The organism is Pseudomonas sp. QS1027, assembly GCF_002814235.1.
In the GTDB taxonomy this organism is placed as follows: domain Bacteria; phylum Pseudomonadota; class Gammaproteobacteria; order Pseudomonadales; family Pseudomonadaceae; genus Aquipseudomonas.
On the sequence record NZ_PHSU01000037.1, the window covers coordinates 1 to 7,540 of the forward strand.

The following is a 7,540-nucleotide window of genomic DNA, read 5'->3' on the forward strand; positions in this document are numbered from 1 at the left end:
TGCTAAAGGGGGACGGATTTATTTTAATTTTTACATCAGTAGTTCAGCCGAATGGGACGGTGAAGTCTATAGGTCCGCAAGATTTTGCACCGGTTAAACAGGGTGGGGTGAAATGGTAAGTGAAAATAATACGGACCTAAAGGGGGCGGATTTATTTTTATGAATAAGGTAGTGCTCCTGCCAGGTACGTCGAAAATAAATCCGTCCCCTTTGTCCGCGTCCCCTTTGTCCGGTCCCCTTTGTCCGTGGTTGAGTGAGGGGGTTCCTTCTTCGATTAGAGCGCATTCACGGCAAGATCCGAAGCGCTCGTATGCGACGGCGATCCGCTTCGATGTTATGGAGGCTTATCTGTTGAGTCTGATTGAAAAAATTGAACAATAATGAGGGCGAGTATGAATGTCCTCAAAGAGTGGTTGTATGAGTGGAAATAAGATTGATTTATCGGTTTTTTGTATGAGGGCAAGAGGGTTTCTATCCCAAGGTCGGACTGATGATGCGCTTGGTTTATACGGGGATGTCATTCAGGTCGATCCAGACAATGCTTTGGCTTATGCTGATCGTGGTACCGCGTATGCGATGCTGAAAAAATTCGATATGGCGCTCATTGATCTGGAACGAGCTTTTGTGCTGGGGTATGCAGATGCACTAGCTTATAGTGCGATGGCTACGATTTATTTTGAATTGAAGCGATTTTCAGATACGCTCAAATATTTTGCTAAAGCTATCGAGCTGGATCCGAATCACCCATTGATTTACTACAATAGATCTAGTGTTTTGCACGCGCTGGGTGATAATGAGGCTGCCATCGTGGACCTTGAAAAGTGTCTCGGATTCAATCCGGATGAGAATTTCAAAAAAATGATTTTGAGTCGTCTTGATTTGCTGAAAACTCAGTAATGTCCCTAAAAATGATAGATTTATTTTTATGTGGGTAGGTGGTAAATTTTCCAGCTGTATCTGAGAATAAATCCATCTCTTTTTGATTTGAATCCGCCGCCCCTTATTCTCGTAGTTGCAGATTACGTGAGAAATTAACAGGTAGCGTTGCCTGCTCCTGAGATGCTTCAGTCGGACAGAAAGTGATTTTCAATATTGTACATGGAGTGTTCATGAAAAAGACGTCGCTGTTAATGTTGAGCCTGATTCTGATATTGCCTGGGTGTAAATCCAACGTCAGAAACTCTTCCCCAAGTTTGCTCAACGACGGTATCCAACTGGGTCAGAGCAAAGTGACTGTCGACGCGCAGCACGCCAAGGTCATCATGAAAGCGTCGGGTGCCACCTTCCCGGTAGAGTTTTCGATCAGGCGTGCAAAGGACCCTGACCAGCGTATGGATGTACAGGGAACCGTAGCGGATACCGGCCGAGGCAAGGTGTTCGGCTGGATTGCCAAACTCAACGAAACGGTTCACAGCGCAACGTTGAAGCACTTCCCGCAGCTTGAAGTACAGGCCGACGCCGATCAATCGTTCGAGGTGTTGGGTTACGCCAGTGGCGAAAGCATTGGCAGTCTCTACCGATGTGGCCCGCTCAGAAGCATATTCACACCGGAGCGAAGCAAGGTCTATCTGGTGGAGTTTCAGTTTGTGAGTGACCGCTGTGAACAGCATGTCTACGATGTCACCCAGTCAGAGGCGCGTATTCCCGTGGCAAGCGTATCGGGTCTTTGAGTCCGATTTGAGAAACCGAAGGCTACCTCTCAAGGGAAACCATGCAGAGACTTTTTACCCCGCTCATCACCTTCTTCTCCGGTATTCGCTCGATTGCCCTCATCGTGTTTGGGGTAGCCTTCCTCGTTTGCGCTGGCATGGCGCTTTACGATGCCGCCACGCTTTGGCAAGCGCGTGGCTGGCCATCGGTCGAGGCTCGAGTCGATCAATGCACGATGAACATGCACTACAGCAAACAGGACTCGTGGTGGGACGTCTCGGCTACATTCAGCTACGGGGACGGCTTCGCCCGCCACTACCAGGAAACGTGGACGCCGCCAGATACGCCGAGGTATAGCCGTCACCCTGACCCTGTTATCAGCGAGAGTGAGCAGAGCTCGCTCGCGAAACGATTCTGCGACAAGGCGGCAGCCGAAGGGCTGAGGGTGTCGCCAGACCATCCATGGATGGCCTGGAGAAGCGAAGCTGTCGCGACGGGGGAGTGGAAGACGAATGTTGTGATGATCTCTGTGTGTGGTCTGGGCGCAGTGATTCTTATTGCCCTGGGCGTGTCGCTATGGCCGGGAAGGGAAGCGGCGGTGAAGGCGGCCGGTCGAAGAAAACGCCTTCAGGCGGCGAGGAAGAAGGTGTAAAAGGTCGCGGATTCGAAGGGCACTCACTTAAGCGATGTGCCGCCGAAGATCGTGCATTGCCTGCGGGCATGATCTTCGACAGCGCGGGAAGCACCCGCAATACGTGGTATTCCGGCCACCGATCAGCGTCAACCGATGGTCAGTTCGAACGTAGCGACCCCCTCGATCCCCGCGCTGACCCGATCCCCCGCGACCAGGGCACCAACGCCTGCCGGTGTACCGGTGAAGATCAGGTCGCCGGCCTTGAGTTCGACCGAGCGCGATATATGGCTGATCACATCCGGCACTGACCAGATCTGATCCGCCAGGTCGCCGCGCTGGCGCTCGACATCGTTGACCTTCAGCCAGATCGCGCCGCTTTGCGGATGCCCCAGCCCAGTGGCGCGGCGCAAAGCGGTGCAAGGCGCCGACTCGTCGAAACCCTTGGCCCAATCCCACGGCCGTCCGAGCTTCTTGGCCTGGGCCTGGATATCCCGGCGTGTCAGGTCGAGGCCGACGCCGTAGCCCCATACATGGGCGAGAGCGTCGTCCGGGTCGATATCCGTGCCGCCTTCACCGATGGCCACCACCAGCTCGATTTCGTGGTGCAGGTCCTGGGTCAGTGGTGGGTAGGCGATCACGCCGCTGGCCGGGACCACCGCATCGGCGGGTTTCATGAAAAAGAACGGCGGTTCGCGGTCCGGGTCGTGGCCCATTTCCCGGGCATGTTCGGAGTAGTTGCGGCCGACGCAGAACACTCGGCGAATCGGAAAGCGCGCCGACTCGCCTTCTACAGCCAGGGATGGGATGGTCTGGGGGGCGAACACATAATCGCTCATGGTATTTCTCCTCGTTGGAATCGGGCCGTGGGTCCGTGGCCATGGCTCAAGTGTGGAGGAGTGGTGCGGCGGGAAATTGGACAAATCCAGCAGGCTTCTGGATTTTGCACGGCAGCGAGGTGCCGTCGGGTCGTGCTTGCAGAAAAACAAAACCCGGCGATAGCCGGGTTTTGTGTGAGACGCCTTGCGTGACTCAGTTATCGCGAGTCTTCAGGCGCTCTTCGGCAGGGCATGGTGGGAGGCCCATTCCGACTTGAGCGATTGCAGCACGCGAGCCATGAAGTCTTTGTCGGCTGCGGCTTTCTTGCCGACATAGCCCTGGCCCCGGCGGTACATCTTGATGCAGGCGAACAGCGCGGGCTGGGCCTGGCTGAAGGCGCGCTCGTCGGCGTAAGGCGAGCGAGCGTCGAGTTTCACGTCTCCGGTCTGGCTGATCCAGAGAATATGGTCGTCAAGGCTGTCTTTGCGCGATGCGAACAGGCCAGCCAGTTGATCGATAGTCGTTTGATTGTTCAGATTCATGTTAAAGCCCCTTTGACCACTCGTTAATCTGTCTGGTTTACGTGTGTATCGTTGCCAAGACGGCGAATTGCTGCGGTGCCGCACACGGACAATGGTGTCCGTCGAGTGTGGCGCCGGCCCTGGGCGCGATTTATGTAGCGGGGTTCAAACCCTGCTACACGCAACGTTTCAACGATAAGAAGCAGCAGCGCAATCCTTAGAACGGCGCTGACGACAGTAACGAAGTCAGCCACAAGCATTTTGAGGACGTTAGGCCAGTGCTTCTCGTCCGTTGGGACGATCACGCCAGGTCAGCTTCATCAATCTGCCTTGTGGGCAGTACAGATCCGGAACAGCTCGACGGCTTGTCGAGCCTGTTGTAACAACAGCTTTTGCAGCGCTCCCGATCGGGGAGGCAGGTCCATCATGCAAGCGCGGAAAGAAGGCGTCAACCATTTTGTAGTGAATATTTTTAAGCACTACATATTGCAAAGTCACGATTTCTTACAACATTGGAAAAGGGCTGGATGGACGAAATGTGACCGGTAAGTCTTGGTTTCAGAGGATTACCTAGTAACGCCGGTGGGTTCGACACGTGTCGTACTGTTGCAGCCTGCGTAACAGACCTTTCTGGATCTGCCGATGTAAAACGGCGGGAGACTGGCCTAAGCTCGGTAGCTTCTGAATCAGCCTCGGGAAACACGATGTCACAGCTATTTCCGACGACGCGCCTGCGTCGCCTGCGCCGAAATGAAAGCCTGCGGGGCCTGTTCCAGGAAACCGAGTTCAGCCTCAATGACCTGGTGTTGCCGATTTTCGTCGAGGAAGGCATCGACGACTTCGTGCCCATCACCAGTATGCCCGGGGTGATGCGGATCCCGGAAAAGAAACTGGCGAGCGAGATCGAGCGTTATGCCCGCGCCGGTATCAAGTCGGTGATGACCTTTGGCGTGTCCCATCACCTGGACGCGACGGGCAGCGACACCTGGAACGAGCAGGGTCTGGTCGCGCGCATGGTGCGGATCTGCAAGGACACTGCGCCGGAAATGCTGGTGATGTCCGACACCTGTTTTTGCGAGTACACCTCCCATGGTCACTGCGGCGTGCTGCATGGTGACGCGGTCGACAACGATGCGACCCTGGAGAACCTCGGGCGCCAGGCGGTGGTGGCGGCACAGGCGGGGGCTGACTTTATCTCGCCGTCAGCGGCCATGGACGGCCAGGTCCAGGCCATTCGCAGTGCCCTGGACGCCGCGGGTTTTCTCGACACCTCGATCATGGCCTATTCGACCAAGTTCGCCTCGGCCCTCTACGGCCCGTTCCGCGAAGCGGGCGGCACGGCCCTCAAGGGTGATCGCAAGGCTTACCAGATGAACCCGATGAACCGGCGCGAAGCGGTGCGTGAATCCTTGCTGGACGAGCAGGAAGGGGCCGATGTGCTGATGGTCAAGCCGGCCGGCGCGTACCTGGACATCATTCGCGATATTCGCGAAGCGTCACGCCTGCCCCTGGCGGCGTACCAGGTCAGCGGCGAGTACGCGATGATCAAGTTCGGTGCCCAGGCCGGGGCCATCGACGAGCATCGCATCGTTCGCGAAAGCCTGGGCGCCATCAAGCGCGCCGGGGCAGACATCATCCTGAGTTACTTCGCGATGGACATTGCCCGCGACGGGATCTGAGTCGCGTCGAAGTTGCACCGTGGATACTCGGTTTGTGTGTTCATGGCAGACGAACAATCGGCGGGCTGGGCGGCGTTAGGCTGCGTCCCTCACTACTCAGAGGGTCAAGCCATGTATGTCATCACCGGTGCAACCAGCCGTACAGGTCACCAGATCGCCCGTCGCCTCCTGGCGGCGGGCCAGTCGGTGCGGGTGATCGGCCGCAGTGCCGAACGCTTGCAAGCGCTTGCCGACCTGGGCGCCGAGGTCGTCGTTGCCGAGCCCGCGGACGCCGTGGCGCTCACCCAGGCCTTTCGCGGTGTGAAAGCGGCCTGGATCATGCTGCAACCGAACTACATCATCGACAGCCCGGACTTCCGCGCTTTCCAGGACAGCGTCATCGGTGCGCTCTCGGCGGCATTGCTGCAGTCTTCGCTGACCCATGCGGTGGTCCTGAGCAGTTGGGGCGCCGACTTGCCGTCAGGCAATGGTCCGGTTGCCGGGTTGCATGCCCTGGAGCGGCGCCTGGCGGCTCATTCGAGCTTGAATGTGTTGAACCTGCGAGCGGGCTACTTCATGGAGAACACCTTGTCCTTCGCCGACTCGATCCTGGCCGAACAGGCGGTGCTCAGTCCATTCGATCCCAAGGTGCGGATGCCGCTGGTGGCCATTGAGGACATCGTCGAGGCGGCGGTTGAACACCTGCTGAGGCTGGACTTCAGCGGACAGCAGGCGCTGGAGCTGCAGGGTCATGAGGATCTTTGCCTGGGCGAAGCCACCCGCCGGATCGGTCAGTTGATCGGGCGTCCCGACCTGGCTTTTCGCCAGATCAGTGAGCAGGCCTTCGTCGATGGACTCCTCGCCGCCGGAGCCTCGACCAGCATTATCGGGTTGATGTGCGAAGTGGTCGCGGCCATCAACGGCGGGCAGATCCGCGCACGACAGCCGCGCAGCAGCAAAACCACGGGCACCGTGCGTTATGAGGACTTTGTCCGCCAGTCGTTGCTGCCACGTTTGAACGGTCTTCAGGTCTGAAGAAATAGCGGATTGCGTTCGACCAGCTCTTCCAGCCAGTCGATAAACACCCGGGTCGCCTGGGGCAGGTTGCGTCCCTGGGCAAAGAGTACTGAAACCGGGGTCGGTGGGGTTCTGAACGCTGTGAGCACTTCGCGCATGCGTCCGCTTTGCAGGTAGGGGCGAACCAGGAACTCGGTCAGTTGAACCAGGCCAAGGCCTTCCAGCACGCAATGCAGGTAGGCCTCTGTATCGTTCACGCACAGCCGTCCGGCGAACTCCATCGAGCGGGTCTGCTGTTCTATCTGAAACTGCCAGGCTTTTGGCCGCCCCGTCAGCGCGGCCTGGTAGTTGATGATCTGGTGCTGCGCCAGGTCTTCCGGTGTCTGCGGTGTGCCATGGCTGTTGAGGTAGGTCGTGGCCGCGCAGGTCATCCATTGCACGGCGCCCAGGGGCTTGGCGATCAGGCTCGAGTCGGGCAGTTGTCCGCTACGGATTACGCAATCCACGCCTTCGCCAACCATGTCGATGGGTTTGTCGCTCAAGCTCAGGATCAGCTCGATTTCCGGAAAGCGCTGCTGGAAATCCTTGAGTCGCGGCCATATCAGGGCCTTGGCCAGGGCACCGGGCATATCGACACGCACCCGTCCCCGGGGGGCGGTGCTGGTGTCGCGCAACTGCTCTTCGAACGCATCCAGCTCAGCGAGCCATTGGACGCAGTGTCGATAGTATTGCTCACCCCGGTCGGTCAGGCTCAGGCTGCGGGTTGTGCGCAGCAGCAGGGCAAAACCCAGATGCGCCTCCAGTTGCTTGACCAGGCTGGTCACGGAGGAGCGCGGCAACGACAAGGCCTGAGCGGCGCGGGAAAACCCCTGGCTATCGACCACCCGCACAAAGGTGCGCATGGCGTGAAAACGGTCCATTCAGTCAGCCTGTGGTCGGTGGAGTGGCAACGTTGCCTCAAGAGGGGAGTCGGGGCAAGGTGTTCGGGTAGTGGTGAGTGCCGGACGACTCAGTGCCGCGCGCAAAGAAAAAGCCCGGCTGGTAAGGCCGGGCTCTTGGCTGGATGCTGCGGTAAAGCGACTCATGCACGATTCTGGATCAGACGATCGGAGCCACCTTCGGCGACACGACGGTCGATCAGACGGTCAGAACCACCTTCGGCGACGCGGCGGTCGATCAGACGGTCAGAACCACCTTCGGCGACACGGCGGTCGATCAAACGATCAGAACCACCTTCGGCGACG

Annotated in this window: 8 protein-coding genes; 5 read left to right on the forward strand and 3 right to left on the reverse strand. The window is 58.0% G+C overall.

Going from position 1 to position 7,540, the window contains the following annotated elements:
- The first annotated feature begins 417 nt into the window (after window positions 1–417).
- From CWE01_RS29850 to CWE01_RS29860, 3 genes are all read left to right on the forward strand, one after another.
- Window positions 418–897 (forward strand): M48 family metallopeptidase, encoded by a 480-nt coding sequence (locus tag CWE01_RS29850; RefSeq protein ID WP_177410526.1) that lies wholly within the window; start codon window positions 418–420, stop codon window positions 895–897.
- A gap of 212 nt (window positions 898–1,109) precedes the next feature.
- Window positions 1,110–1,670, forward strand: a complete 561-nt coding sequence (locus tag CWE01_RS29855) for a hypothetical protein (RefSeq protein WP_100944173.1) — start codon at window positions 1,110–1,112, stop codon at window positions 1,668–1,670.
- Between the two features lie 41 nt (window positions 1,671–1,711).
- On the forward strand, window positions 1,712–2,302 hold the full coding sequence (locus CWE01_RS29860; RefSeq protein WP_100944174.1) for a hypothetical protein: 591 nt from the start codon (window positions 1,712–1,714) through the stop codon (window positions 2,300–2,302).
- A gap of 128 nt (window positions 2,303–2,430) precedes the next feature.
- On the opposite strand, the gene CWE01_RS29865 is transcribed toward CWE01_RS29860, so the two are convergent.
- Window positions 2,431–3,120 (reverse strand): fumarylacetoacetate hydrolase family protein, encoded by a 690-nt coding sequence (locus CWE01_RS29865; RefSeq protein WP_100944175.1) that lies wholly within the window; start codon window positions 3,118–3,120, stop codon window positions 2,431–2,433.
- Between the two features lie 210 nt (window positions 3,121–3,330).
- Window positions 3,331–3,642: a hypothetical protein gene (locus CWE01_RS29870; RefSeq protein WP_100944176.1), complete on the reverse strand. Its 312-nt coding sequence runs from the start codon at window positions 3,640–3,642 to the stop codon at window positions 3,331–3,333.
- A 683-nt stretch (window positions 3,643–4,325) separates the two neighbouring features.
- On the opposite strand from CWE01_RS29870, the gene hemB reads away from it, so the two are divergent.
- Window positions 4,326–5,300 (forward strand): porphobilinogen synthase, encoded by a 975-nt coding sequence (hemB, locus tag CWE01_RS29875; protein WP_100944177.1) that lies wholly within the window; start codon window positions 4,326–4,328, stop codon window positions 5,298–5,300.
- A gap of 111 nt (window positions 5,301–5,411) precedes the next feature.
- Entirely contained in the window at window positions 5,412–6,314 is a 903-nt protein-coding gene (locus tag CWE01_RS29880; protein WP_100944178.1) for an NAD(P)H-binding protein, read from the forward strand.
- Here the strand turns inward: CWE01_RS29880 and CWE01_RS29885 are convergent.
- Window positions 6,305–7,216, reverse strand: coding sequence for a LysR family transcriptional regulator (locus tag CWE01_RS29885; protein WP_100944179.1), 912 nt, complete (start codon window positions 7,214–7,216; stop codon window positions 6,305–6,307). The two genes, CWE01_RS29880 and CWE01_RS29885, sit on opposite strands and share 10 nt — an antisense overlap.
- Window positions 7,217–7,540: the final 324 nt, after the last annotated feature.

Excerpts from the sequence above, each read along its gene's own strand:
- CWE01_RS29885 (WP_100944179.1), bottom strand. The coding sequence starts at position 7,216 with ATGGACCGTTTTCACGCCATGCGCACCTTTGTGCGGGTGGTCGATAGC.
- CWE01_RS29880 (WP_100944178.1), top strand. The coding sequence starts at position 5,412 with ATGTATGTCATCACCGGTGCAACCAGCCGTACAGGTCACCAGATCGCC.
- CWE01_RS29865 (WP_100944175.1), bottom strand. The coding sequence starts at position 3,120 with ATGAGCGATTATGTGTTCGCCCCCCAGACCATCCCATCCCTGGCTGTA.
- CWE01_RS29855 (WP_100944173.1), top strand. The coding sequence starts at position 1,110 with ATGAAAAAGACGTCGCTGTTAATGTTGAGCCTGATTCTGATATTGCCT.
- hemB (WP_100944177.1), top strand. The coding sequence starts at position 4,326 with ATGTCACAGCTATTTCCGACGACGCGCCTGCGTCGCCTGCGCCGAAAT.
- CWE01_RS29870 (WP_100944176.1), bottom strand. The coding sequence starts at position 3,642 with ATGAATCTGAACAATCAAACGACTATCGATCAACTGGCTGGCCTGTTC.
- CWE01_RS29860 (WP_100944174.1), top strand. The coding sequence starts at position 1,712 with ATGCAGAGACTTTTTACCCCGCTCATCACCTTCTTCTCCGGTATTCGC.
- CWE01_RS29850 (WP_177410526.1), top strand. The coding sequence starts at position 418 with ATGAGTGGAAATAAGATTGATTTATCGGTTTTTTGTATGAGGGCAAGA.